Consider the following 23,224-nt stretch of genomic DNA (forward strand, 5'->3'; position numbering starts at 1 on the left):
AAAACAAAAAACTATTTTTTGATTTTTTCTTAAGCATATTCAGCCACTAAGCCATAATTTCAACTCTGCAATACTCGTTGCACGCTGCGAATAGGACTTTGCCAACATGTGATTCAGCAGTGGTAAAAATGCTTGTAGATGCGTAGAAAGTTGGATATGCAATCTTTGACAATGTAAATACGCCCAATCGTGGTAACTATTTGCCTGCAAGCGTTGTTGCGTTAACCATTCATAAAAAATAATGCCTAAAGCATAAATATCACTTTGTGCAGTTTTGAGCTGTCCGTGAAATAATTCTGGTGCCATATAACGTGGCGTTGCAGTCATCCCCTGACATTGAATATCTGCAATTTGCTGTACTTGCTCAAAATCTAACAGTTTGATTTGCCCATCCAACTGCACAATATGTTCAGCTTTTAAGTCAGCATGAATCCAACCTAATTGATGTAATGCTTCCACTGCTTCAAAGACACGCAAAAATATGTGTTTAATCGCTTCTGTATATTCAGGTAAATTACCCATCACAAAAACAGCTTGCGCTTCAGGTAAAATTAAAGCACGTGAATAGACCTGTGAATAATGCGATGAAATGTCATGTGAATTACCCTGCGACTGAATATGAATGGGTGCAGCATCCATCAATTCACATGGCAATAAAAAAGATAAATATGATGATTGCGCGTACTGTTTATAAAAGTTCCATTCTTGTGCAAAACCCTGCTCTACTGTCGCATGAACACCTTGTTGTTGGGCTTTCAGCCAATAAAACTGCCCTTGATGTTCAAAACGATAGATATGCCGACCATATTGCAAACTTTGCGCTTTACTGCGCAGCTCGAACTGCGCAGTATCTAACTGTTGAACATCCAAATTTAAAACATTAAACAACACTTGCGCCAGTGCGCATTTCTGCTGCGACTTCGGTGGATACCTCTATTTGTGGTACATTTAATAACTCTAAGCAATGTTGCAAAGTTTTACCGACACGTGCATGTGTTTCAATTGATGAAATTTTCGGCCAAGTCGCACGCTCGCCTTCACGCTGTAAAATTTTAAATAAATGTGGTTTCGGGTTTTGCAACATATAGCTGTAATGACGCAGGTTATAGCTTCCTACAATATTCACATCACCATAATAGCGTTGATCGACAATGCCATAGCCATGATCTAGCAAACGACGCACTGGCGGTACAGCTCCTGCGCGCTCACGTACAAAATCCATTACCCCACGACTAATGACTTTGCCCTGACGACGAATAATCCGTTCTGGCCAACTCAGCATATCTTTACGATAGCGCTTAATATCATCCTGCATAAAAGGCACTACATGCGGATTGACCTGACTGGCGATGGTGTAATTAATATTATACAAACGCGCCATTTTTTCCTGCGGGAAATCACTACGCACACTGCCATCCACCCAACGGGTTTTACCCATATATGGAGTGTGTTCGCCATCATAGCGTTTGTTGGTTAAACGTACAGGTGGAAATAAAATTGGCACAGCACACGAGGCCAACACCGCACTCCAAACCAATAAATCTGGCGCAGTAAAGCTGTTCATAATGCGTGAGTCTTGCGATGCATCATAAGGCGCAACCGCCACATTAATATGCAAACCTGATTTTTGAAAAGCTTCTTCAAACGTGGTATCGCCCAAGTTTTTGATCAGGAATTTTTTTAAATAATGCACATCGGCAATTCCACCATTACCTTTAAGAATTTCGCGCATTTGTCTAAACTGAAATGCTTCGTGGAAAAATGACTCACCACCCAAAATATGCTGTACTTCTTCAGGTTTTGCGATGCCTAGCATTGCAGTCATTATTGCACCCGCGCTCGAACCCGACAGCACTTTAGGCATTAAATCCTGTTCAAGTAAGGTCTTACAAACACCAGTATGAAACAAACCTAGCGTTGCCCCACCAGAGAACATCAAGGCAGGTTGTCCGTATGCAGTTTGGCATTGCTGAAAAAACTCTATTTTTTCTACTTTGGTTAAAGCCTGACATTCATCTGAAGCGACAAAAGCCAAACTTTTACTGACTTCATCCACATAATCTTCAATAATTTTTTTAGTACCCACATAGGTTGCAGTAAACAACATCGGATGGGCAATATTGGCTATGTCAAAAGTTAAACCTTCACGCAAAATATAAATTAAATCGTGACTGCGTTCGGTGGTGCGATAACGGCGTAATAAATTTAAACGATGCGAGATAATTTCCGCATCAAAATATGGCGAACTGTTGTCATATTTCCATTCTTGCGCACCAGTTTCTTCATCTATACGAATGGCAATACTTTTCCATTCTTCATACGATTCGGCATTTTGAATTTGGCGCTTGAGTTTTTTTATGCGATAGGCTTGATGCGGATTAACATCTTCGGTGAAATCTTTAAATAACATAGCATTCCTCAATCCGTTGGTTTATTCGCAGCACTACGCTTGCCTATGCCTACTATACACAACAATATCTAAAAAATTGTAATACGCGTCAATGACTCGATTCACACTTTGATTGTCAAATCTAGGTCAATTGCGCTAGTCTTAAAGTGTAGCAATCTGATCTGCATTTTTTAAGCTGAATTATCATGGCAAACCTAGATTTACCCGACAACATCTTATTATCACTTTCTCATGTACTCCAACAACTACAGCAAAGTTTACCTGCTTTAAAACAAGAAACCGACTTTTCCGCCATCGCATTCAAATGGCAAGATCGACAATTGATAGCGATTCAACAACCAAGAAAAATTGATTTAGATGATTTAAAAGGCATCGAAAAGCAAAAAGAAAAAGTCATTCAAAACACCTTGCAGTTTTTAAATGGCTTACCTGCCAATGATGTGTTACTTACAGGCTCACGCGGTACGGGAAAATCATCTATTGTACGTGCCCTATTGACCGAGTATGCCAATCAAGGATTACGTTTAATTGAAATTGAACGCGATGATTTGTCTGAATTGCCAGAAATTCAAAAAATCATTCAGCATCGTCCTGAAAAATTTATTGTCTACTGTGATGATTTAGCTTTTAACGCAGAAGATGAAAATTATCGTAGTTTAAAAAGTGTTTTAGATGGTTCATTACAATCAGGTTCCAGTAATTTTATTATTTATGCAACCAGTAACAGACGTCATCTATTACCTGAATTTATGCATGAAAATACACCTGTCACTCGTGTAGATGTACCGCAATATACTGAGTTGCATCCTCAAGAAGCAATTGAAGAGAAAATTTCACTGTCTGATCGCTTTGGTCTATGGCTGTCGTTTTATCCAATGGATCAAAATCTATATTTAGAAATTGTGGAGCATTATTTACACAAAGCCGAAATGCCAATGACTGCCGAAGTACGTGCAGAAGCATTAAGATGGTGTCAGGCACGTGGACAGCGTTCAGGGCGTGCTGCCTATCAATTTTCTAAACACTGGATTGGCTCGCAGCAACTTAAAGCACTTTAAATATTTTAATGGGTTGTTTGCATATAGAAGATAGTCAGCAACCCACTCTATTTAAACGCGCTAAATGACTGAGCGACTACTGACCTTGTTCTGCAGCAATCCGTGCCAATGTGTCTTTATAAAATTCTTCGCCATGCGCCTGCATTTCTGCCACAGTCGGCTCTCCTACATATACTTCTTGCGGTGCTGTCGCTTCAGGTGTGATAGCCGAAGGATGAGTTGCTGCAGTAGTCAAACGAGTCGGTACTTCGACCTGTTGGGCTGTCACTGAACTCGGCTGATTTTCTGTACTATTTATATTTTGCTGTATTGACTCAGCGCCCTCGCAAGCGGTCAATACCATCATCCCCATCACACAAATAATGCAAAATGTATTTTTAAATCGCATGTTTATCTCAATTGGTTTTATATTAAATATCTACCAAAAATCATAGTTTAAAGTTGCAAACACAACAATTGGACAGGATTCACAGATTTAAATACTGCTGTCAGCTACTTTATGGATTTCTATAAATTGTAGGATGAGTGCACAAAAAAATAAAGCAGTTCTATTTGAAACCAATACGTGAAATAAAGTTTGGGATAGAATATGACTATAAAACTTCAAAAAAATTAAAAATATTTATATTGCAATTATTTAATTTTACTTAATAAGATCAACTTTAGTCCATTGTATTATTTTATGAACCCATTATTCGCTTAAGATGCAATCTCTTTAAAACAAACAACGGTTAAAAAATAATGTTTAAATTTAAAAATTTGTTAATTACAGTAAGTTTAATTACAACGCTTACAGCATGTACACAAGTGAAAACGCAAGAGTATTATGCCGAGAACTTAGATGAAGCTAAAAAAGTTTTGCAGAAGTGCGAAGAAATGGCCAATCAAGGTAAATCACTAGAAGGTAAAAAATTAGAAAACTGTACAAATGCAGGGAATGCTGTGATGCAAGGCATGATGAAAGATCTTACCAAAGGTTTAATGGACGCAGTTCGCTAAGTCTTAAGTATTCGTTTCTAATATTAATGTAAAAATTTAGCATATAAAGTCAGAGGCAGATTATTGCCTCTGATTGATTTTATGCTACGAACAACTTAACCCGCAGTTGGATTGGTAAGCTCGGTCATCGGCCAACGTGGTGTAGTCGTAACCGATAAACCATCTTGCTGCCCTGCTTTTAAACGCTGATAGCCCGCAAAAGCAATCATTGCACCATTGTCGGTGCACAATGCAGGTTCTGCATAATAAACCGTTGCACGAATTTTAGCTAAATCTGCTTCTAAACGCTCACGTAACCGAGTATTTGCACTCACCCCACCCGCGATCACCAAGCGTTTTAAACCTGTTTGTTTTAAAGCTTTTACCGATTTTTTCACCAAAGTATCAACAATCGCTTCTTGGAAACTTGCCGCAATATCGGCATCACGGTTTTCATCACCTAACTTTTTCATTTGTACTGAAACCGCAGTTTTTAAACCGCTAAATGAAAATTCTAAGCCTTGGTGCAACATTGGACGTGGAAATTCAAAAGCTTTGGCATCGCCTTGTTCAGCTAGTTTGGCGATATTTGGCCCACCCGGATACGGTAAACCCATCATTTTGGCAACTTTGTCAAAAGCCTCGCCTGCAGCATCATCAATCGACTCGCCTAACAATTCATATTGGCCAATGCCATAAGCTGCCATGAGCTGTGTATGTCCACCCGAAACCAATAAAGCGACAAACGGAAATTCTGGCGGTGTCGCAGACAATAATGGTGCAAGCATGTGCCCTTCCATGTGATGCACCCCAATTGCAGGTTTATTTAAGGCAAAAGCTAAAGTTCGTCCAAATAATGCGCCTGTCATGAGTGCGCCCATTAGCCCCGGCCCACGGGTATAAGCCACTGCATCAATTTCAGATTTTTTGACTTGGCTCTGCTCAAGCAATTGATTGATTAAAGGAATAAGTTTGCGCACATGGTCACGTGAAGCCAGTTCGGGTACCACACCACCATACTCTGCATGCAATTTAATTTGGCTATACAGTACTTGCCCGCGCAAACCTAACTCGCTGTCATACAGTGCAAGTCCTGTTTCATCACAAGATGTTTCTAAGCCTAAAACGATCATTAAATTGCCTATAACCTGTATCAATTCTATTGCGAAACCTATTATAGACTTGTGATATGAGATGTAAATGAGTAAAATACTGACCTTCACTTGTGATCGTGGGCAATTTCGCCCAGATCTTATCCATAACTTAATGAGGATTCTTCATGCCACAAGTTAAATTGAAAGAAGGCGAACCAGTAGACGTAGCTATCCGTCGTTTCAAACGTTCTTGCGAAAAAGCAGGTGTTTTAGCTGACGTACGTAAGCGTGAATTCTACGAAAAACCAACTCAAGAACGTAAGCGCAAAAAAGCTGCTGCTGTTAAACGCTACCAAAAGAAATTGGCGCGTGAATCAGTACGTACTACTCGCCTTTACTAATTAATTTGTGATTGCCTGTCTGGATTAAATGATGACGACTTTAAAAAACCAAATTACTGACGTTTTGAAAGCGACAATGCGCGCCAAAGAAATGGATAAGTTAACGGTAATTCGTAGTCTACAGGCGGCAATTAAGCAAATCGAAGTCGATGAGCGCAAAGAGCTTGACGATGCTCAGGTTCTTGCGGTCATTGAAAAGCAAATTAAACAACGTAAAGAATCGGTTAAAGCCTTTGAAGGCGCTGGCCGAGAAGATTTAGCTAGTAAGGAACAAGCCGAAATTGAGGTGTTATCTCAGTTTCTACCAGAAGCTATGACTGAGGAAGAACTTGATTCCATGATTGCGCAAACCATTGAAGCGCAACAAGCTACTAGCATGAAAGATATGGGTAAGGTGATGAACTCTCTGCGTCCGCTCATAGCCGGGCGCGCCGATCCTGCTCAAGTATCTGCCAAAATTAAAGCCAAATTAAGCTAATTAGCTCACCCCAAATTTGTGCTTCTCCGAACACTGATTTAAATGTCAGATTAAGCCCGCTTTAATCTTTCTATCTAATGCTATTAAGTAAAATGCTAAACCTAGGATGAGATAGATTATCTATTCACCCTTAGACACTTCTGCTTTAACTTTTTACTTTAAATCGCAGTTCACTTGATATTTTTTCAGTAATTGCATTTCTTTAGATGTGCTGACCTGCTGAATCACGTCCTGTTTATTAATATTCTGATAACGACGATCCAAATAGGCACGGTTTTCATCTGCTGCCTGATATAAACGATCAACATAACGACTAACAATGCAGCAAAACTGCTGCTGTTGCTGCGGATTAAAACCCTGCTGTTGTGGGTTTAAGCCTCGTAAAAACTGTCGGGTATCTTGTTTATATTGCGCATTAATTTCTTCAACAGCCAACACATACTGCTCTGCACTCGCAGCATAGACATTTTGCAAGGTCATCCCCAAAGTAAGGCATAAATAAATATATTTTTTCATTTTCAAGTCAGGGTCGTTTCAACTCAAGTTCTATTTTAGCATTGTATATTCGGTGAATAACTATTCACACGACTCAATTGCCAAAAAGTTGGGTTTGTATTGCGCAAATGCTTGCTCACATGGTTCGGGAACTTTGCCTTGAGTCACTGTCCCTAAGCGTAAGCGAATAATATCGGGTAAATCTAGCCGATAAGAATAAATCGGGCTGCCACACTCCTGACAAAATACCCGTGCTTTATTGGGACTATGAAAATATTCTTTTAGATATTTTAAGCCACGCACCACTTCAAAATGTTCGCGTGCCACTGGACTATTCCATCCCATAATACCGCCTTGCGCACGACGGCAATGCTGGCAAAAACATAATATTGTTTTTTCAATTTCGGCATGGTAACGGTAATACACCGCACCACATAAACATTGTCCCTCAATCATTCTTAAACTCCCTTTCTTTATTGTTATGCCACCGTATGTACGCCCGACTTATATTTTTAACTGTCGTTCTCTTTGCATTTCAGTCACACGGTTTTTTATATTTGCCGACATCGCCTGATTGTCTTTGGCTAAACGCTGCGCGTGCAGTAATGATTTAATTGCCTCTTCTTCCCAACCTGACCAATACTGTACTTCTGCACGATACCGTAACACATTTACCGTGCGTAATGCAGAGCTTCGGTCTACATTTGCCGCTTGCTGCATTAAATTCCATGCCGATAAATCACGTGGATTTTTTTGCAAGAAATCCTTCAAAATACTTTCTGCTTGCGTAGTTTGATTTTGACGAATCAAAACCTCGGCCCATTTATAATTCAGCGCACGATTTTCAGGCATAATTCGCGCAGGTGAACCAATTGTTTTGAGCGCTAAATCAATTTTATTTTGCCCTAAATAAATATCAGTTTGAATAAGTGTCAATAAATTATGTAAACGATTGTGACTTTTGGCCTGATCTATACTTTGTTGCGCCAAAACAAAATCGCCTTGCTGGCTATAAAAATAAGCCAAAGCCAAATTCGCCGCAAAATGGTTACGGGTTGCAAATGCTTTAAGCTGCTGTTCTGTCGCCTGCTGCGAAACCACCAAACTATATAACTTTAAAATCTCAAAGTCTTCATCACGCAGCGAGGTTGGCACTGGTGGCAATTGATTGGCACGTAAACGCGCCTCACTCATCCGCTCTGTGGTTAAGGGATGGGTAAACCAAAAGTCAGGTAAGAAGCTCACTCGACTCGTAGTACGGTGCATCACCTCAAAAAAGTCTGCCATGCTTTGTGGGTTATAGCCTGCGCTATACATATATTGCATGCCAATACGGTCTGCTTCACGTTCCTGATTACGGCTATAAGTCAATTGCTGATCCATTAAAGCGGCTTGAGAACCCATCATCACCGCTGCGCCTGCATCACCATCGGCATGTGAGGCAACCAATGCACCAACCACAACTCCAGCCAGTGCCAACAAACCCTGTCCTTTAAATGCCTCTTGGGATCGGCTGTAATGACGTTGCGACACATGGGCAATTTCATGCGCCATCACACCCGCAACTTCATCCATATTGCGGGCAGAATTAATGAGACCTGTGTTTAGCGCAAATAAACCGCCTGGCACAGCAAAAGCATTAATTTGTGGATCATTGATAATGAGTAGCCCAATGGGTTGCCCCAACTGAGTTTGGCTGAGTAGATGCGAAAATGTATTGATTAATTGATCTTCCAACCACGGGTTTTGCGTGACAGGCATTTTACGCTGCACTTCCCGATAGACTTTTTCACCAATACTGCGTTCTTTTTGCTGATCAATTAATCCCACACCACTACCTATTTCAGGCACATTAAATTGTGGTGTGGTGGTTAAATTGGCACTTTGGGTTGTCGCAATACTGGCAAAACTCAAACCGCAAATCAGTAATAGACGTTTCAATGGATGATCTCAAATACATATCTTGCATAATGATTCACTATAACATTGAAAAATGAACGCATTTGCAATGATGTGTTATCAATTTTTACCAAATCATCTTTAACTTTAAAGCGTATAGCATGCAGGATTGACCACATATTGCGGACAACGCCCTTCCAACGCATCAACCAAATTTTTATAGGCCAAATTTGCCATTTTTTTTCGAGTTGCTGCGGTTGCCGAACCAATATGTGGCAAAGTCACGACATTATCTAACTCAAATAATGGCGATTCTTGCAGTGGTTCTTTGTCATAGACATCCAAAGCCGCGGCAAAAATTTTGCCTGCTTCTAAAGTCTGAATAAGTGCCTGCTCATCAATGACTGAACCACGCGAAATATTGACCAAAATTGCATGTGACTGCATTAAATCAAGTTCACGCTGACCAATTAAGGCTTTAGAGTCTGCATTTAAATCGACTGCCAGCACCACAAAATCAGACTGTTGCAGCAATTCATCCAGACTTAAATATTCCGCATTGAATGCCTGCGCCACTTCCATTTTTTCACGACGATTGTGGTACACCACATTCATATTAAAACCATGAAATGCACGCCGTGCGATAGCCGCACCAATATGCCCCAAACCTACAATACCAATGGTTTTACCATAAATATCCTGTCCAAACTGTGCTGCACCCACGGTACGTTTCCATTGCCCTTGTTTAGTCCACCGATCTAAATATGGCACTTGTCGTGCTGCACTCATCAATAAAGTAAAGGCTAAATCTGCTGTGGTTTCAGTCAAGACATGCGGTGTATGGCAAAGACTAATCTTTTGCTGGGTTAAATAATCTACATCATAGTTGTCATAACCGACACTTACACTCGAAATCACTTTGAGTTTAGCCGCAGTATGTAAGTTACTTTGATTAAGCAAGCGCCCTGCACCAATCATGCCATCGGCATCTTGCACATGCTCAAGCAACTGTTGATTCACGTCACCCAACTTCGGGCTGACCTGCACCACCTGATAATCTTGCTCTAGCTTACTTAAAATTTCTGCATCAATTTGACTAAACACTACCACTTTTTTACGCATGATTATCCCTGTTTCGTGTCTACAATTGCTTGTATATGTAGAGTTTTAAATATCTGAATTGACTTAGGCTTTAGGCTGTAACGATGTGATTTGTATCGCATCCCACAGACTTTTTTTCAACAGCGGTTGATCTAACATCTCTTGCAAGCTGGCTAAATGCAAACATTGTTCAGATTTAAAATGTGGTAATTGACCTAAAATCAGCATGTTTTTATCTGTGCTCAAGACATCAACAAAACCTTGCACATAATTTTCTACCCCGATGCCGTCTTGTAATACTTCTAAAGCAAAAGGCCATTGCAATACGTGATATTCGGCCTGTAGCGCATGTTGAATATTACGCCACAATTGTTGCTGTTCCTGACTCAAGGTAGTGCTTTCTACCAAAATGACACAATGTGGCAACTGCAAAGCTTCAATACTAAATGCTTCAATTTGCAGCATGACACGCGCTTCAGGAACAACTTCTGGCGCGGCCGCTTCAACTGTCGTATGTTGCGGAGATGGTTCTTGCTTAGGCTTTTCGTGAATAATCGGCTGTTGTTGTTTTAATTGTTGAGGTACTGCAGCAGGAACAATAATTTCGCTGTGTATTTCAGGTGCAGCTTGGTCGCGCCAAACCGATGATTGTGGCAAAGTTTGAGACACAGCCATTCTGGAAACCCAAATATCGATTCCCAAACTGGCTAAAATGTCACGCTGATGCCCCATCATGTTTATCATCACCCATCTAATTTTTCGCTGCACGTATTTATCACAGAACAACATGCAAGATAGCACCTATTCTACCTAGAAAGGCTGCACAATGCTGTGCTTTCTTTCACCCAATCTGACCTATTCGTATTTTTTCAAAATCTGCTTTAAACACACCTAGTCAATCAGTGTCACACAATCATCAAACTGTTTTGTTTTTGCATTTGCTCGACAATTTCTTCGGTTTTAAAACCTAAACGCCAATAGAGCAACTCCAAAACATCCAATTCATCTTGAGTGATAATACGGTCATTCCACAAACAAATTTCAGCAATGCCTAACACCATCAGTCGATCACGCAGCAGCAAACCTGCCATATCATTTAAAATTTCTGATAAATCAATCGGTTCATCTGAAATTTCTTCATAATCAATCAATTCATCTGCAGTTAAAACACGTTCTAAAATACGTTCACGTACATCTAACTGATTAACACTATTAATTTGCTGCACATGCAATAAAGCATCGATTAAACGTACAATTTGCGGTTTAACTTCGTGTAACGCTGCAGGTGTATGTAAAGGCAGTAAGTTTAATTCAAACTTGATTCGTTCAAGCAGCAAAGCATCTAACAAACCAATTTCACCATCTTCCTGAATGATTTTTGCCAATTTGGTTAAAAACTGCCGTGCGATACTCAGCGGCATACCACCAATATTTTTACATGCTTCATGGAAAATCGAGATATGTACTCGCCCATCCAAATTTAATAAAGCATCTACAATTGCACGGCTGACTTCTGCTTCAGCAGGAATAAATTCACGATATTGGCGAATCATTAAAATAGCAACAATCACCTCACGCGAACCCGTTGACGTTTGTAAGGCACGCTGAATCAACTCTGGGCGCGGCATGTTATTACGAATTTCAGGCTTGAGGGGCTTAATTGCATCATTAATTGCAAAGCTAATTGGCGATAAGCGCAGCAAAGGCAAAGGTTGTGGTGAACTCCACGGCGCATAATATTCAGCATTCATTTCTTCTAACGAACGAAATAGGCTAAACAAAGGCTGATTGCGTAAACGCTTCAAATTTTCTAGCTGTAAGTCTTGTACCAAGGTTGGATCAAGCTCAAAAATACGGGCTTCAATACTTGGATGAATGTTCATCCAGCTTTGCGGACTGAGCGAGTTAGCAAAGCACATGTGGGAAATAGATTCTGAATATTCACTATGAATTTGCGACCCTGCATGATGCACATAAATTCGCAGCAAAGTTTGAATATTGGCATTATTTTGAATCAAACGTTTGGTTTTTAAATCATTTTTAAAGGTACGTCCGCTTAGACTAATATATTTAATTAAGCGGGTAATCAACACGCCCAAGCTACCAAACAACCAGATACCACCACCTACAGCAACAAAAAAAGTCGCTAACTTATGTGGCGGTGCATCACGATGTTGTCCAAAGCCAAGTTTGGCGATGCTACTGCCCCACTTACTAAACGTGGTTAGGCTACTGTAGAGGATTTTAAGCTTGGTATTATCAATGGTTTCACCACTTAAAATATGGTTAAACTCATGGCTGAGTAGTCCATAAAGCTCTTGCTCATCCAAGTTTTGCAAAGCACCCCAAGTCAAAATAATCACAATATCTTTATGACTAAAGCCTGCAGTGAGGGCATTTACCCCAATTTCATCGGGCAATACATATACAGTAGGCGCTGGGATTTGAAAGGTATCGGCCAATTGTTCGGTCAGTTTAAGTGCGGTACTTTCTTCTGGGGTACTTTCGAACTGGGTTAAACGACGCGCACCCAATTGTTTTGCCAAAGAATGACCACCTGAGCGAAAAACGTAAAATTCCAAAATGACGGATACCGTCATAATCAGCACCAAGACCGTAATCCAGTATGGGCTTAGACTGTGCCAATAGATGGATTGGCTTGAATCGACATAATAGACCAACAGACCCAAAACTGTGTTTAAGATAAACAGGGTCAAAGCGACTGCAACCAAACATAAAATTGCAGACCAAATCATATTTTTGTTTTTAATCAAGTAACTACTCACAGACCTCAATGTAAACATCCTGAATTACATTGTATTTGAGCCACCATCATAAATGAAAAAAGCGGGAATTTCCCGCTTTTCTCACTGAGCTGATCAGAAAAAAAATTAACTCTCTTTTACACCAGTTAAGTCTACTGACGCGGCATCAATATTGACATCAATATAACCATCTTTGCCTTTTTTAGCCAAGTCGTTGCGCTTTTGCTCAAGATCATTCAGATAAGCTTCGTCAATTCCGCCAGCTACATACACGCCATCAAATACTGAACAATCGAATTCAGTTAAATGCGGTACTTTATGGGTACGAACGGCTTGTTTTAAATCTTCTAAATCTTGGAAAATTAAACGGTCTGCACCAATAATTTCACGAATTTCTTCGACATTACGGTTAGACGCGATTAATTCATCTTTGGCTGGCATATCAATACCATACACGTTTGGATATTTCACCATTGGCGCTGCAGAAGCAAAGAATACTTTTTTCGCCCCAGCATCACGTGCCATTTGAATAATTTCGTTACAGGTCGTACCACGGACAATCGAGTCATCCACCAACAGTACATTTTTGCCTTTAAACTCAAGCTCTACAGGGTTCAGTTTTTGGCGCACTGATTTTTTACGCAATTGCTGACCTGGCATAATAAAGGTACGTCCGATATAGCGGTTTTTCATAAAACCTTCACGGAATTTAACCCCTAAAGTATTTGCCAATTCTAAAGCTGATGTACGTGATGTATCTGGAATTGGAATAACGACATCAATATCGTGTTGCTCGCCCCACTCTTGGGTAATTTTATGCGCCAGTTTTTCACCCATTTTCAAACGCGCTTTATACACTGAAATACCATCAATGGTCGCATCTGGACGAGCAAAATATACATATTCAAAAATACATGGGCGATATTCAGGTTTAGCGGCACATTGCTGGGTAAATAATTCACCTGCGTCATTAATAAAAATCGCTTCGCCTGGCGCAATATCACGTTCAACTTTAAAGCCAAGTGCAGTAATTGCCACAGATTCTGATGCAATAATATATTCCATGCCCTGTTCAGTTTCACGTGAACCGTAAATCAATGGACGGATACCATTTGGATCACGGAAGCCAACCAAGCCTTGACCTGTAATCATAGCAACAACGCCATAAGCACCCTTACAACGCTCATGCACACGGCTGATCACATGAAAAATATCTTCTGAAGTTGGGTTTAATTTGCCACGTTTTTGCAATTCATGTGCAAATACGTTCAATAACACTTCTGAATCAGAATCGGTGTTCATGTGACGTAAATCTGTTTTAAACAGATCTTCGTGAATTTCTTCGGCATTTGTCAAATTGCCATTGTGTGCCAAAGTAATCCCGTACGGCGAGTTCACATAAAATGGCTGCGCTTCGGCACTGCTAGATGAACCTGCAGTTGGATAACGCACGTGCCCAATACCATAATTACCTTGCAACGCACGCATGTGACGCGTATGGAATACATCACGCACCATACCGTTATCTTTACGCAAGAACAAACGTCCATTGTGGCAAGTTACGATCCCAGCTGCATCCTGTCCACGATGTTGTAACATCGTTAATGCATCAAACAACATTTGGTTAACAGGTGATTTACCAGCTATACCAACAACTCCACACATAGCAACCTCGCAGACCAGCTAGGGATTAATAAAAAGGATTATTCGTTGAGCCATCTGCGCCAGAGCGGTTTTCTTTTGCGTCAGATGCGATGTCGGAAGATGACGCGGCATCTTTCGACTTGATGTGCTGTAAAGCCTCATTGGCAGCGTCTTTGGAGAGTTCTGTTGCCCACGGTGCATACGGCAATAAAGTTTGCACAAATTTAGACTGTTTCCAATAAGGCGAGCTTTCGACCCAAGGACCAATGCCTTGAATGGTAATAAGAACAATGAGTAAGCCTTTCAAGGTACCAAATGCACCGCCTGCCAAACGATTTAATGGGCCAAGTTTCAAGCTCTTTAAAACACCATTTAAAACAGCGGTTACAATCCAGGTCAGTACCACAATCACCAAGACAATAAATGCAAAGGCTGCAATTTTTTGTACCACAGGATCGCTACTGAGTGCTGTCATCGAAGGTGCTAGGACAACTGCATATTTTGCCGCAACAATTAGGGCAAAAATCCATCCTACCAAGTTCGCAAAGGCTTTAATAAATCCTTGTCGCAAACCGTTCAACCCTCCAATAAGCAAGAGAATCAGAATAACGATATCAATGGTATTCATAAGTTATAAGGCGTTCACACAATCTTGAACCAGCTCAGGACCTGCATAGATTAAACCACTATACACCTGAACCAAGCTTGCACCTGCATTTTTTTTGGCAACCGCTTGTTCGCCCGACAAAATGCCACCTACACCAATTAAAGGAATTTCACCTTTCAGTGCTGCTGAAAATGCTGCCAAACATGCAGTACTTTTTTCAAACACAGGCGCACCCGATAAACCACCTGCTTCATCGCCATGCGGCAAGTTTTCTACACCTTCGCGCGACAAAGTGGTATTGGTCACAATCAGACCATCAATTTTGAATTGCAATAATTGTTTGGCAATAAACTGAATATCTTCAGGGTCTAGATCTGGAGCAACTTTTAATACCAACGGCACATAATGTTGATGTTCTTCGGCTAACTCCAACTGACGCTGTTTGAGGGTTTGCAATAACTCAGTCAGCGCATCACCACTTTGCAAACTGCGCAAGTTTTTGGTATTCGGTGATGAAATGTTTACGGTGATATAAGAGGCATAGTTATAGACTTTTTCTAAACAAATCAGATAATCATCTACTGCATTTTCAACTGGCGTATCGGCATTTTTACCAATATTAATCCCCAAAATGCCTTTAAATTTTGCCGCTTTGACGTTTTCAATCAGCTGATCGACCCCATCATTATTAAAACCCATACGGTTAATAATGGCTTTGGCCTGCGGAATGCGGAATAAACGTGGATGCGGATTGCCCACTTGAGGACGTGGCGTAATGGTACCAATTTCAATAAACCCAAAGCCTAAACCAGCCAAGGCATCAATATACGCACCATTTTTGTCTAGACCTGCTGCCAAACCTACTGGATTAGGGAATTCAATTCCCATACACGTCACAGGTTTCGCTACAGTCTTTTGACGCATCAAGCCTATTTTATGGCTCGATTTCAATAGTGATAGTGTCAGCTCATGTGCACGCTCTGGTGCTAAAGAAAATAACAACGGGCGGGCTAGAGAATACAACATATCTGCAAAAGTCTACTGCTTTCTAAGTCGCCATATTATAGGCTTAGCCCAGTCAAAACGCTATGCTTGACATGGGTTTATTTTCCGAGTTTCGGACTTTATTTTTAACCTTTACTGGACTGTCGCTGTTAATTTAATCTGCCCTGCTTCAGAAATTAATTCCATTTTTTCGATACTTAAACCCATTTGCGCCAATTGGGTTAAAAAATTTGCCAACACAGCATAATTGGCATGACTCGCCACCAGTAGCATCTTGTCACCACTTTGCTGCGAAGCAACCGATAAACCCTGTTGCTGAGCCACACGCTGAATTTTATCGGCTGCACTGAGTTGTGCATCATTGGCAGGTTTCATGGTGACTGCATGACTTTGCATCACCACCACCAAATCTTTAAGGTCATTTACCCGTTTTTGCTGTTTTTCGGCTGCGGCATGCATATACCACAACGCAGAACCCACCGCAGCAACGATCACAAAGATTGTGGTAAATACCACCAAAACACGCTCACGTGTATTTAAACGATCTAAATAATCTTGCACCAGTTCAATACGTTGATCGAACCAAGTCGACATTTTTTCCATGGCTTTCATTATTGTATTTTCACCAATCCTACTGCACCTGACGCGCTCGGCTGAATATTACCCAGCTCGACCTTAAAACCCTGCTGATTCAATTGCTGAGTGAGCGCTTGCAAGGTCGCTGCCGAATTAGCATTCAATTCCATGTTCAACATATTGGCATCAAAACTCACACGATTAGCCACAATTTGATTTTGCATCAACACAGGGCCAACACGACTGAGCAATTGCAGCGCTTGAGTATCTGCATTTTTACTCATGCGTAGCTGACTTTCAAACTGGCTTTGAATATTTTGCTCGGTAATACGGCTGTTTGCGCCAAACCAATATTGATATTGTTCTATGGCTTGAACCGCTGTTTGATCTGCTACTTTTTTAAGCTTGCTCCAGCGCAGTGCATCATAGCTAAATTGCACAATTAAAATCCCGAGCAACACTGCTGCACAGGCTTTCCAATAACCTGAAATACCCGTATCTTGCTTGGCTTTTGGCAGCATGTTGAATGGATGCTGTTTGGCTTTCGCCAATGCAGGTACTACATAATGAAAGCTTTCTAACTGCTCTTGTGTTGCAAATGCTTCAATACTTTGTATTTGCTCTGCACTAAAGTTGGTGATTTTATAGTTTCGTTCTGCAGTTTGATAATCTAGATAAAGCGCCAGATCATCAACTGAATAACCTAAAAATTCACTTTGACGTACCAACAAGCGTCCGCAAATATTTCCAATCACCGTTTGCCCTACATCAGGTTGCGGCAAGATTAAAAAGTCAGGTAACAATGCACTGATTTTAACTGGCAACAAACTTAATACATGCAAATAGGTTTCAATACTATGCTTAGCAACTCCCAACACGGTTATTTGCTCAGGTGGCTGAAAATGATGAGCCACCTGCATCGCATCAATTGGCAATACGGTATATTCTTCTAATAAATACTTCACACCATCGGTACCCAATTGTTTATATTGGGCTTTAGGTAAAGTTTGTTGCATAATTTGCACATCACGGCTTGGGAAAAACACCACAGCATCTTTTCCTTGAAAAGATTGCAATGCCTGAATCAAGGCATCAAGATTATCTGCCTGTGTCCAGTGTTCCCCATTTGACCATTGCCAAACCCCATTGGCTTCTGGCATCCATAAATACAGCATTATTATCGTTCTACCGTTGAATTGTATTTAACTTTATACATTTATTTTATGCGTTTGGAATAAAACTTTTGATTTGGGTTGAAAGTCCCGCAGCAATTACTGCCTGCTCATAAATACGTGCTTCTGCCAAATGATAGGGATGGAAAGATTCTGAAGTCAAAATTTCTGCCATGTGTGCCACCACATTCATGTGACACACCACCGCAATTGACTCATACGGCAATTGTGACAACCATTCCACCGCAACTTTTGCATCATCTTCAGGTTTAATGGTATTGCAGACCACCACAGGCACATCTTTAAAATATTGCTGCAAATGTGCCAAGGTTTCTTGTGCACGCAATAAAGGACTAACCACAAACACATCGGGCTGAATGATATTTTTTAAATAGTCTGCCGTTTCTTGTGCTTGTATATGACCACGCTCAGTCAAAGGACGCTGATGATCATTGCCCATAATCGCAGGAGCGGCTTCACCATGACGAACAAGAGTCAGTTGCATAGAATTTCCTTATAGGATGATACACATTAAGTTGTGTCAATTTAACTCAAATTATGCGCTCAGTATAACCTGAGAATATGACAATTCAGTTCACCAAACTGTCATATTCCATGCAAGTTTTTACCTACTGTGGCGCTGTTTTTATGGATGTAAAACTAAACTTGATGATGCGGCAAGACAAATTCCACATCACTACGATGTCCATTCTTCATTAAAGACAGCGCAATGTTCATGGGTGGCGCACCTTCAAAAATCACTTCATAAAGCGCACAAGTAATTGGCATATACACATCTAATTCATTCGAGCGCGCCCGCACTTGTACAATGGTATTAATCCCTTCGGCTGTTTGCCCCAATTCTTCTGTGGCTTGTTCCAAAGTTTTACCTTTACCCAGTGCATAACCCACTTGATAGTTACGACTCAATGGACTGCTACATGTTGCAAACAAGTCACCGACACCAGACAACCCTAAGAAGGTCAATGGATTTGCACCAAGCTTAACCGCAAAACGACTCATTTCTGCCAATGCACGGGTTAAAATCATACTCTTGGTATTTTCACCCACGTTATAAGCGGCTGCCATGCCCATCGCCACAGCATAAATATTTTTCAGCGCACCGCCTAATTCCACACCATTCACATCATCGCTGGCAAAAACACGGAATAACGCACTGTGTAAAGCTTGCTGCACCGCATAACGCACCAATTCAGAATGACTGGCAATAACCGTACCTGCAGGCTGCCCCGCCACAATTTCTTTGGCAAGGTTCGGGCCAGACAATACACCATACGGCACTTCTGGCAATTCTTCACGGATAATATCGCTCATAAAACTAAAGGTTTTGGCTTCAATACCCTTGGTTAAAGACACCACTGCTTGTGCGCTAATAAAAGGTTTAATTTGGCGCAACACATCACGGAAAGAATGACTTGGAATAGCCACTAAAATAATGTCACGGTCACGAACTGCAGTTTCCAAATCTGAAACGGCTCTTAAACCCTGCTCCAACTGAAAATCTGGCAAATAACGTCGATTAATATGCGTTTCATTAATTTCTTTGGCAGTCGCTTCATCACGAATCCAAATCATCGTGTCGCAGCCATTACGCACTGCTGTATTGGCCATTGCTGTACCAAAACTGCCACCACCTAGCACTGTAATGCGTAACGCAGTTTTTCGATCTATTGCAACAGGTTCAACCAAATCGGCAAAATTTAACTCTGACATTATTGTTATATCCTAAAAATAAAGACTTATGCGTTCCAATAACGAACATAAGCTTGCGTATCCAACTCAGCGCGTGCAGGAATGGCTTTAGCCGCTGTTCCCACATAAATAATGCCTGAAATTAAATCATCTGCATTTAAGTTTAAAGCTTGTTTCAGCAAGTTCGACTCAACGACTGCCCCACTACGCCACATACTGGCAAAGCCCTGCGCCTGCAAAGACAGTAAAAAGTTCTGTACCGCAGCGCCTGTACTTAAAGTCTGCTCAAAACGTGGCACTTTTGGATGATCCTGAAATTGTGTTAACGCCAACACTAAAAGTGGCGCACGAAATGGATGCTGTTTCACTCGCTCCAACTGAACCGCATCGGTTTCGCCCATGTCTGCCAAGGCTTGAGAAAGTAACTCACCAAATGCTGCACGTTGCTCGGCAGTAATCACCACAAAGCGCGTAGGTTTTAAACGATGATGATCTGGTGCGGTTAAAGCTGCCTGAAAAGCCATTTCTAGCTGCTCAGTATTTGGTGCAGGTTCAACTAACTGCCCCGTAGACTGACGTTGATGAATATTTTGATGAACGATTTCTACCGCTGTATCCGTCATTGACTTATATAACTATTTCAAAAAGCTCGGTTAAGATTAGCATAAACTCAAAAAATTGCGCTATTTCCGTATGCTTATTTGCAAGATTCTGATTAGGGTCTATATGTCTGCACTTTTAAGATGAACCTGCTCAGCACATCTAAACAATGATGCTTTGACGCATTCATCTATAGCTTAAGAGCATGAAAATACATTATGGATTGGGTTTGATGTGTATAAATGAATGACGAATTATCAACACAGCCTATACAGTGTCTACATCTAAAACCATCCAGATTATGTTCAACTAGATCAAATTGTTATTTTCAATCTCTACACATTTGAATTGAAATATCATCAACAAACAATACGCGCTACAGCGTTTTAGCCCCGAGGTAGATATGAAAAAAATAGTCGCCTTTTCTAGCCTTGCCGTTTTTGCACTTTTAACCGCATGTGCCACCACGCCAAATAATTCTCTTGTCATTCAAAAAGAAAACAACCTATATGAAGTCACAGGTTTAGGTAAAAGTAATATTATTGCCAAAAATAATGCAATTACAGCTGCCAATAAAACCTGTGGTACTCGTGCCGCTCCAGTCTTGGTTGATGAAAAAACATCTTATAACGGCGCACTCAAAGGTGTAGTCGATGAGCAAACGGGACAAATGATTCAGGCGGCAGCAACTGTTTTAGGTACAATTGCGGGACGTAATACTGATATTGCCCGTGATGATGATTATCAAACTGTGCTGACCTTTAGATGTCAGGCAAAGTAAATTATTACAGCACGACATAAGAAGCAAATACAAAAAAGTCGCTCCACTGAGAGCGACTTTTAAACTAAGAACAGCAGGATTTAAACTAAAAAATAGCTTAAATGAGTAATTAGCAATAACCATCTAAACGTGTTAATGGCAATTTTTGACCAATGGCTTTTTCAATTTCTGGTAAATAGAACGCATCATCTTCCGACAAGAAGCTAATACTCACACCACGTGTACCTGCACGACCTGTACGACCAATACGGTGCACATAATCATCTGACTGTTCAGGCAAAGTGAAATTCACCACATGCGAAACACCATCGACATGAATACCACGCCCTGCAACGTCTGTTGCAATCATGATGTTATGTTTGCCATTTTTAAACTGATCCAGCATTTTTAAGCGTTTGTCTTGGGCAATTTCACCTGACAACATCACCACTTTATAGCCATCACGCTTTAAATGATCATAAAGCTTACGCACCTGATCACGCCGATTGGCAAAAATCATGACTTTTTCAATCGGCTCATCACGTAAAATTTCTTCAAGCAATTTGTATTTATCGGTTTTGGCAACCATATATACCCGTTGCTCAACATCGGCATTGGTTTTCTTTTCAGGTTCAATTTCGACTGTAACAGGTTCAAATAACCACTGTTGAGCCAAGTTCAACACATCATAACTAAAAGTTGCCGAGAACATTAACGTCTGACGCTGTTCCTTACGCGGTGAATAACGCACAATACGTTTTACCGATGGAATAAAGCCCATATCCAGCAAGCGGTCTGCTTCATCAATCACTAAAAACTCAATCTGATCTAGCCAAACTTCTTTTTGTTCTACAAAATCAATCAAGCGCCCTGGTGTCGCAACAATAATATCGACAAAGTTTTTATTGAGTTGTGACTTTTGCTTATCAAAATCTACACCACCCAACAAAGTCACCACATTTAAGTCGGTAAATTTGGTTAAGTCTTTTGCATCACTTTCGATTTGCAAAGCCAATTCACGCGTAGGCGCTAAAACCAATGCACGTGGTTCACCACGATAACGCTGTCCTTGAATTGGGTTATTCAATAAATCGTTGATCACACTAATTAAAAAGGCAGCAGTTTTTCCTGTACCTGTTTGCGCACGACCAATGGCATCATGTCCAGCCAAAGTAAATTTTAAAACCTTTTGCTGAATTGGCGTCATTTCCTTGAAACCCAAGGCATCAATAGCCTGTTTCAATTGCGGATGTAAATTTAAGGTTTCAAAACCAGATGACATAAATATGTGCTCGAACTTATACAGACAAAAAACTGACCTATTATAAACAGAAATACAAATAAAAAACGCCCCAATCAGGATTGGAGCGTTTTTTTAGAATAATCGAATGATTAGTCTAATGGCTGTACTTCTTCAGCTTGGAAGCCTTTTTGGCCTTTTACTACGCTGAATTCAACACGTTGGCCGTCACGAAGTGAACGGTGGCCGTCACCTTGGATCGCACGGAAGTGAACGAATACATCGTCGCCGCCATTGCGTTGGATAAAGCCAAAGCCTTTAGTGTCGTTGAACCATTTAACTACGCCTTGTTCACGAGCTGTCATAAGTTAATCCTCATTGATTAAAAAGAAGGACCACCCGGTGTTGCAAACAGCAGAGCAAACAAAGTTTAAAAATATTTTTATTTCTAAGCTTGTAATCATTCTGTATAACTATTAACAAAATCCCGGTTACATCCATTTGTAATAGGGCGACAAACAACGATTGTCTATCTAAAATCCTAAATACGCATCGAGCTTAACACGGCTTTATGACAATTAATAGATTTTTTTTGATTTATCTTGTTCAGTTTGAAACGAGTTGAACAAATAGAAAATTTTTATTTCTGTTAAGTGACTTAGCACAATTTTGATCTATAAATTTTATTGCAAATATCTCGCAAAATAAGCCAATTCTCTTGCCCTTATGCGCAGTAAGCCGCGCAATGAATAGTCTGGATGCTTCAGATGAAATTTATTTGGGATTTGTGAGCGAATTTGCTAATATGATCATTCTGTTTTTTAAGGCGAATTTTTACTTCAATGCTGTGTGACGCTGAACAACCTATCATAGTGATTGATGCCATGGGACAACCTTGTCCTATGCCTTTATTGATGCTGAAACGTGCCCTTAAACATTCAGATTCTGCACGGTTTTTATTGAAGTCATCTGATCCGCACAGCCAGCAAGATGTGGCGCGTTATTGTCAGTTACATCAATACAGCTGTGAAGCAAGCCAGATTTCGGCAACAGAGTTTCATTATGTGATTGATGTTGCCAAGCCAAAATCATCGCAATAAGTGCATCTATTTGATTGTTCATTTGTTTTAATGACTTAATATTCGCCGCTTATTGCTATAAAGATTTACATATCTACACCAATTTTACTTATTTAAGTAGAATATTGGCATTAAGATAAAGACATCGG

At 40.5% G+C, this 23,224-nt stretch carries 26 protein-coding genes; 6 read left to right on the forward strand and 20 right to left on the reverse strand.

The window, feature by feature from the left end:
* Positions 1-39: 39 nt before the first annotated feature.
* Both FTT91_RS06940 and FTT91_RS06945 read right to left on the reverse strand, forming a co-directional pair.
* Positions 40-891, reverse strand: coding sequence for a protein kinase (locus tag FTT91_RS06940; protein WP_004971453.1), 852 nt, complete (start codon positions 889-891; stop codon positions 40-42).
* The gene (locus FTT91_RS06945) at positions 881-2,410 is read right to left on the reverse strand and encodes a DUF3336 domain-containing protein (protein WP_180169183.1); all 1,530 of its coding nucleotides are present in this window, start codon (positions 2,408-2,410) and stop codon (positions 881-883) included. Before FTT91_RS06945 ends, FTT91_RS06940 begins: the two co-directional genes overlap by 11 nt.
* Before the next feature lie 185 nt (positions 2,411-2,595).
* On the opposite strand from FTT91_RS06945, the gene FTT91_RS06950 reads away from it, so the two are divergent.
* Entirely contained in the window at positions 2,596-3,468 is an 873-nt protein-coding gene (locus tag FTT91_RS06950; RefSeq protein ID WP_096902520.1) for an ATP-binding protein, read from the forward strand.
* Positions 3,469-3,544: 76 nt separating this feature from the next.
* Here FTT91_RS06950 and FTT91_RS06955 read toward each other — a convergent pair whose 3' ends face one another.
* The gene (locus tag FTT91_RS06955) at positions 3,545-3,856 is read right to left on the reverse strand and encodes a hypothetical protein (RefSeq protein WP_004971456.1); all 312 of its coding nucleotides are present in this window, start codon (positions 3,854-3,856) and stop codon (positions 3,545-3,547) included.
* A 353-nt stretch (positions 3,857-4,209) separates the two neighbouring features.
* Between FTT91_RS06955 and FTT91_RS06960 the strand changes: the two genes are divergently transcribed.
* The gene (locus FTT91_RS06960) at positions 4,210-4,467 is read left to right on the forward strand and encodes an EexN family lipoprotein (protein ID WP_004971457.1); all 258 of its coding nucleotides are present in this window, start codon (positions 4,210-4,212) and stop codon (positions 4,465-4,467) included.
* A gap of 95 nt (positions 4,468-4,562) precedes the next feature.
* Here the strand turns inward: FTT91_RS06960 and tsaD are convergent, their stop codons facing one another.
* Positions 4,563-5,579 carry a tRNA (adenosine(37)-N6)-threonylcarbamoyltransferase complex transferase subunit TsaD gene (gene tsaD / locus FTT91_RS06965; protein WP_004971458.1) on the reverse strand — a complete coding sequence of 339 codons (1,017 nt, stop codon included), beginning with the start codon at positions 5,577-5,579 and terminating at the stop codon, positions 4,563-4,565.
* Positions 5,580-5,725: 146 nt separating this feature from the next.
* On the opposite strand from tsaD, the gene rpsU reads away from it, so the two are divergent.
* Together rpsU and FTT91_RS06975 are read left to right on the forward strand one after the other, a co-directional pair.
* A complete protein-coding gene (gene rpsU, locus FTT91_RS06970; RefSeq protein WP_001136722.1) occupies positions 5,726-5,941 on the forward strand; it encodes a 30S ribosomal protein S21 in 216 nt (71 codons plus the stop codon).
* A 31-nt stretch (positions 5,942-5,972) separates the two neighbouring features.
* A complete protein-coding gene (locus FTT91_RS06975; RefSeq protein ID WP_096902523.1) occupies positions 5,973-6,419 on the forward strand; it encodes a GatB/YqeY domain-containing protein in 447 nt (148 codons plus the stop codon).
* Positions 6,420-6,572: 153 nt separating this feature from the next.
* On the opposite strand, the gene FTT91_RS06980 is transcribed toward FTT91_RS06975, so the two are convergent.
* From FTT91_RS06980 to FTT91_RS07045, 14 genes are all read right to left on the reverse strand, one after another.
* Positions 6,573-6,935 carry a hypothetical protein gene (locus FTT91_RS06980; RefSeq protein WP_180169184.1) on the reverse strand — a complete coding sequence of 121 codons (363 nt, stop codon included), beginning with the start codon at positions 6,933-6,935 and terminating at the stop codon, positions 6,573-6,575.
* A gap of 60 nt (positions 6,936-6,995) precedes the next feature.
* The gene (locus FTT91_RS06985) at positions 6,996-7,370 is read right to left on the reverse strand and encodes a GFA family protein (RefSeq protein ID WP_096902524.1); all 375 of its coding nucleotides are present in this window, start codon (positions 7,368-7,370) and stop codon (positions 6,996-6,998) included.
* A 48-nt stretch (positions 7,371-7,418) separates the two neighbouring features.
* Complete coding sequence (locus FTT91_RS06990) at positions 7,419-8,855, reverse strand: M48 family metalloprotease (protein WP_180169185.1); 1,437 nt, start codon at positions 8,853-8,855, stop codon at positions 7,419-7,421.
* A 105-nt stretch (positions 8,856-8,960) separates the two neighbouring features.
* The gene (locus FTT91_RS06995) at positions 8,961-9,935 is read right to left on the reverse strand and encodes a D-glycerate dehydrogenase (protein WP_180169186.1); all 975 of its coding nucleotides are present in this window, start codon (positions 9,933-9,935) and stop codon (positions 8,961-8,963) included.
* A gap of 63 nt (positions 9,936-9,998) precedes the next feature.
* The gene (locus tag FTT91_RS07000) at positions 9,999-10,649 is read right to left on the reverse strand and encodes a hypothetical protein (protein WP_004971470.1); all 651 of its coding nucleotides are present in this window, start codon (positions 10,647-10,649) and stop codon (positions 9,999-10,001) included.
* Between the two features lie 170 nt (positions 10,650-10,819).
* Positions 10,820-12,709 carry a M48 family metalloprotease gene (locus FTT91_RS07005; RefSeq protein WP_131261361.1) on the reverse strand — a complete coding sequence of 630 codons (1,890 nt, stop codon included), beginning with the start codon at positions 12,707-12,709 and terminating at the stop codon, positions 10,820-10,822.
* Between the two features lie 96 nt (positions 12,710-12,805).
* Positions 12,806-14,344, reverse strand: a complete 1,539-nt coding sequence (gene purF, locus FTT91_RS07010; RefSeq protein WP_096902526.1) for an amidophosphoribosyltransferase — start codon at positions 14,342-14,344, stop codon at positions 12,806-12,808.
* 25 nt (positions 14,345-14,369) lie between these two features.
* The gene (locus FTT91_RS07015) at positions 14,370-14,951 is read right to left on the reverse strand and encodes a CvpA family protein (protein WP_178865528.1); all 582 of its coding nucleotides are present in this window, start codon (positions 14,949-14,951) and stop codon (positions 14,370-14,372) included.
* Between the two features lie 3 nt (positions 14,952-14,954).
* Positions 14,955-15,956, reverse strand: coding sequence for a quinone-dependent dihydroorotate dehydrogenase (locus tag FTT91_RS07020; RefSeq protein ID WP_180169187.1), 1,002 nt, complete (start codon positions 15,954-15,956; stop codon positions 14,955-14,957).
* Between the two features lie 111 nt (positions 15,957-16,067).
* Positions 16,068-16,547 carry a type II secretion system protein GspM gene (gene gspM / locus FTT91_RS07025; protein WP_178865531.1) on the reverse strand — a complete coding sequence of 160 codons (480 nt, stop codon included), beginning with the start codon at positions 16,545-16,547 and terminating at the stop codon, positions 16,068-16,070.
* Positions 16,547-17,686: a type II secretion system protein GspL gene (gene gspL / locus FTT91_RS07030; protein WP_180169188.1), complete on the reverse strand. Its 1,140-nt coding sequence runs from the start codon at positions 17,684-17,686 to the stop codon at positions 16,547-16,549. Before gspL ends, gspM begins: the two co-directional genes overlap by 1 nt.
* A 46-nt stretch (positions 17,687-17,732) precedes the next feature.
* A complete protein-coding gene (locus FTT91_RS07035; protein WP_004971483.1) occupies positions 17,733-18,188 on the reverse strand; it encodes a histidine phosphatase family protein in 456 nt (151 codons plus the stop codon).
* Positions 18,189-18,343: 155 nt separating this feature from the next.
* A complete protein-coding gene (locus FTT91_RS07040) occupies positions 18,344-19,417 on the reverse strand; it encodes an NAD(P)H-dependent glycerol-3-phosphate dehydrogenase (RefSeq protein ID WP_004971486.1) in 1,074 nt (357 codons plus the stop codon).
* A 26-nt stretch (positions 19,418-19,443) separates the two neighbouring features.
* On the reverse strand, positions 19,444-20,019 hold the full coding sequence (locus FTT91_RS07045; protein WP_096902531.1) for a nitroreductase: 576 nt from the start codon (positions 20,017-20,019) through the stop codon (positions 19,444-19,446).
* Positions 20,020-20,399: 380 nt separating this feature from the next.
* On the opposite strand from FTT91_RS07045, the gene FTT91_RS07050 reads away from it, so the two are divergent.
* Positions 20,400-20,777 (forward strand): hypothetical protein, encoded by a 378-nt coding sequence (locus FTT91_RS07050; RefSeq protein WP_180169189.1) that lies wholly within the window; start codon positions 20,400-20,402, stop codon positions 20,775-20,777.
* A gap of 109 nt (positions 20,778-20,886) precedes the next feature.
* Here the strand turns inward: FTT91_RS07050 and rhlB are convergent, their stop codons facing one another.
* Together rhlB and FTT91_RS07060 are read right to left on the reverse strand one after the other, a co-directional pair.
* Positions 20,887-22,038 carry an ATP-dependent RNA helicase RhlB gene (rhlB, locus tag FTT91_RS07055; RefSeq protein ID WP_004971493.1) on the reverse strand — a complete coding sequence of 384 codons (1,152 nt, stop codon included), beginning with the start codon at positions 22,036-22,038 and terminating at the stop codon, positions 20,887-20,889.
* A gap of 110 nt (positions 22,039-22,148) precedes the next feature.
* Complete coding sequence (locus FTT91_RS07060) at positions 22,149-22,361, reverse strand: cold-shock protein (protein ID WP_004648643.1); 213 nt, start codon at positions 22,359-22,361, stop codon at positions 22,149-22,151.
* Between the two features lie 477 nt (positions 22,362-22,838).
* Between FTT91_RS07060 and FTT91_RS07065 the strand changes: the two genes are divergently transcribed.
* On the forward strand, positions 22,839-23,096 hold the full coding sequence (locus tag FTT91_RS07065) for a sulfurtransferase TusA family protein (RefSeq protein WP_179996549.1): 258 nt from the start codon (positions 22,839-22,841) through the stop codon (positions 23,094-23,096).
* Positions 23,097-23,224: the final 128 nt, after the last annotated feature.

The sequence above is a fragment of the Acinetobacter sp. YH12021 genome (assembly GCF_013420145.1).
Classification (GTDB): Bacteria; Pseudomonadota; Gammaproteobacteria; order Pseudomonadales; family Moraxellaceae; genus Acinetobacter; species Acinetobacter towneri.

Excerpts from the sequence above, each read along its gene's own strand:
- FTT91_RS07040 (WP_004971486.1), bottom strand. The coding sequence starts at position 19,417 with ATGTCAGAGTTAAATTTTGCCGATTTGGTTGAACCTGTTGCAATAGAT.
- FTT91_RS06945 (WP_180169183.1), bottom strand. The coding sequence starts at position 2,410 with ATGTTATTTAAAGATTTCACCGAAGATGTTAATCCGCATCAAGCCTAT.
- FTT91_RS07020 (WP_180169187.1), bottom strand. The coding sequence starts at position 15,956 with ATGTTGTATTCTCTAGCCCGCCCGTTGTTATTTTCTTTAGCACCAGAG.
- tsaD (WP_004971458.1), bottom strand. The coding sequence starts at position 5,579 with ATGATCGTTTTAGGCTTAGAAACATCTTGTGATGAAACAGGACTTGCA.
- FTT91_RS07035 (WP_004971483.1), bottom strand. The coding sequence starts at position 18,188 with ATGCAACTGACTCTTGTTCGTCATGGTGAAGCCGCTCCTGCGATTATG.
- FTT91_RS07015 (WP_178865528.1), bottom strand. The coding sequence starts at position 14,951 with ATGAATACCATTGATATCGTTATTCTGATTCTCTTGCTTATTGGAGGG.
- FTT91_RS07050 (WP_180169189.1), top strand. The coding sequence starts at position 20,400 with ATGAAAAAAATAGTCGCCTTTTCTAGCCTTGCCGTTTTTGCACTTTTA.
- FTT91_RS07000 (WP_004971470.1), bottom strand. The coding sequence starts at position 10,649 with ATGATGGGGCATCAGCGTGACATTTTAGCCAGTTTGGGAATCGATATT.
- FTT91_RS06980 (WP_180169184.1), bottom strand. The coding sequence starts at position 6,935 with ATGAAAAAATATATTTATTTATGCCTTACTTTGGGGATGACCTTGCAA.
- gspM (WP_178865531.1), bottom strand. The coding sequence starts at position 16,547 with ATGAAAGCCATGGAAAAAATGTCGACTTGGTTCGATCAACGTATTGAA.
- FTT91_RS06985 (WP_096902524.1), bottom strand. The coding sequence starts at position 7,370 with ATGATTGAGGGACAATGTTTATGTGGTGCGGTGTATTACCGTTACCAT.
- FTT91_RS06955 (WP_004971456.1), bottom strand. The coding sequence starts at position 3,856 with ATGCGATTTAAAAATACATTTTGCATTATTTGTGTGATGGGGATGATG.
- FTT91_RS06995 (WP_180169186.1), bottom strand. The coding sequence starts at position 9,935 with ATGCGTAAAAAAGTGGTAGTGTTTAGTCAAATTGATGCAGAAATTTTA.
- purF (WP_096902526.1), bottom strand. The coding sequence starts at position 14,344 with ATGTGTGGAGTTGTTGGTATAGCTGGTAAATCACCTGTTAACCAAATG.
- rhlB (WP_004971493.1), bottom strand. The coding sequence starts at position 22,038 with ATGTCATCTGGTTTTGAAACCTTAAATTTACATCCGCAATTGAAACAG.
- FTT91_RS07065 (WP_179996549.1), top strand. The coding sequence starts at position 22,839 with ATGCTGTGTGACGCTGAACAACCTATCATAGTGATTGATGCCATGGGA.
- gspL (WP_180169188.1), bottom strand. The coding sequence starts at position 17,686 with ATGCTGTATTTATGGATGCCAGAAGCCAATGGGGTTTGGCAATGGTCA.
- FTT91_RS06950 (WP_096902520.1), top strand. The coding sequence starts at position 2,596 with ATGGCAAACCTAGATTTACCCGACAACATCTTATTATCACTTTCTCAT.
- FTT91_RS07060 (WP_004648643.1), bottom strand. The coding sequence starts at position 22,361 with ATGACAGCTCGTGAACAAGGCGTAGTTAAATGGTTCAACGACACTAAA.
- FTT91_RS06960 (WP_004971457.1), top strand. The coding sequence starts at position 4,210 with ATGTTTAAATTTAAAAATTTGTTAATTACAGTAAGTTTAATTACAACG.
- FTT91_RS06975 (WP_096902523.1), top strand. The coding sequence starts at position 5,973 with ATGACGACTTTAAAAAACCAAATTACTGACGTTTTGAAAGCGACAATG.
- FTT91_RS07045 (WP_096902531.1), bottom strand. The coding sequence starts at position 20,019 with ATGACGGATACAGCGGTAGAAATCGTTCATCAAAATATTCATCAACGT.
- rpsU (WP_001136722.1), top strand. The coding sequence starts at position 5,726 with ATGCCACAAGTTAAATTGAAAGAAGGCGAACCAGTAGACGTAGCTATC.